The sequence below is a fragment of the Microbacterium sp. B19(2022) genome (genome assembly GCF_012030385.1).
In the GTDB taxonomy this organism is placed as follows: Bacteria; Actinomycetota; Actinomycetes; order Actinomycetales; family Microbacteriaceae; genus Microbacterium; species Microbacterium oxydans_B.
Genome location: NZ_JAAUVO010000042.1, coordinates 1 through 1,129, shown reverse-complemented (window position 1 = coordinate 1,129; position 1,129 = coordinate 1). Strand labels below are relative to the sequence as shown.

The 1,129-nt window shown below is 69.0% G+C and carries 1 protein-coding gene; it reads right to left on the bottom strand.

The window, feature by feature from the left end:
• Positions 1–117 precede the first annotated feature (117 nt).
• Entirely contained in the window at positions 118–1,089 is a 972-nt protein-coding gene (locus tag HCX50_RS19650) for a hypothetical protein (RefSeq protein WP_167635471.1), read from the bottom strand.
• Between the last annotated feature and the right edge of the window lie 40 nt (positions 1,090–1,129).

Here is a 1,129-nt window from a genome sequence, read left to right as displayed (position 1 = left end):
TCCCCCTCCTCTTCGCCGAGTGCACGGGTTGTTGACGAGTGCACGGGTTGTTGACGTGAATATGCGGTGCGCTCGGCGGCAAGCCGTGCACTCGGCGTCGCGATGGGGCGGCGAGGGTCAGGGCGGAGTGATGTGGAAGGCGGCGAGACGAGCGGCGAGAGTGGTGGGCGTCGCGATGTGCTCCGACCCCCACCGGGCGAAGCGCCACTGCGTGCGACCCCGGATCCAGTCCTCACGCTGCTTCTCCGCGAGCAGGACCTGCTCGAGCGCGCGCCCCGAACGCAGAGCCTCGTCGAGGTACTTCGTCTTGCCGTCGAACTCTCCGAAACTGCGGACATCGGCGAGCCCGAAGTCCACGAAGTAGCGAGTGCCGCCGGGCCCGTCCACCGGCACCTGCAGGTCCGGGGCGGCGAAGCCGAGTCTGTGCAGATGCAACCGGCTCACACTCTCACCGGGAAGCTGCGCCCGCCCGTCGGCGAAGTCCGCGACCCACCGCGCCTGACGGATTCCCCGCGCTCCCCCGGCGCCGGTCAACCTGGCCGCGAGTTCACGACGCCAGGAGAGGACGGCATCCATGTCCCACTCCCACTGCCGCTCCGCCATCTGGCGCTCCGCAGCATCCGCCAGCGCCACGGCCGCGGGCGGCGTCACCGTGCGGATGAGGTCGAACACCGTGCGCGACAAGGTGGTGCACCGGATGCCGTCGCGCACCGTGACGTCGGAGATCGGGAGCGGAGCGACATGACGGAACACGTCCGGCGCACTCGAGATCCTCCGCGGCGACGGAGTGGTCATATGGACACGGGCGAGGCGCATCGCGTACAGCGGCAGTCCCCACAGCACGGCCGCCGATGCATGGGACATGACGGCGGGCCCGCTCGCATCGCGAGCCACAGCGATGACGTGCGCATGGTGCCGCTGTTCCGGCCGCAGAGACTCACGATCGACGGCGTCCATGAACCACCCCCGCCGGACGCCGAACAGCACTCCGCTCTGCAGCGCGGCGGCGATCCCCCGATCCGTCCAACCGTTCAGAAAGAGATCTGCCCGAGATCGGACGAGCTGGGTGAGAACAGGCACAGTTGTCATCGGCATGCCTCATAGTTCTGCCCTCCCCCGTCTCCACACC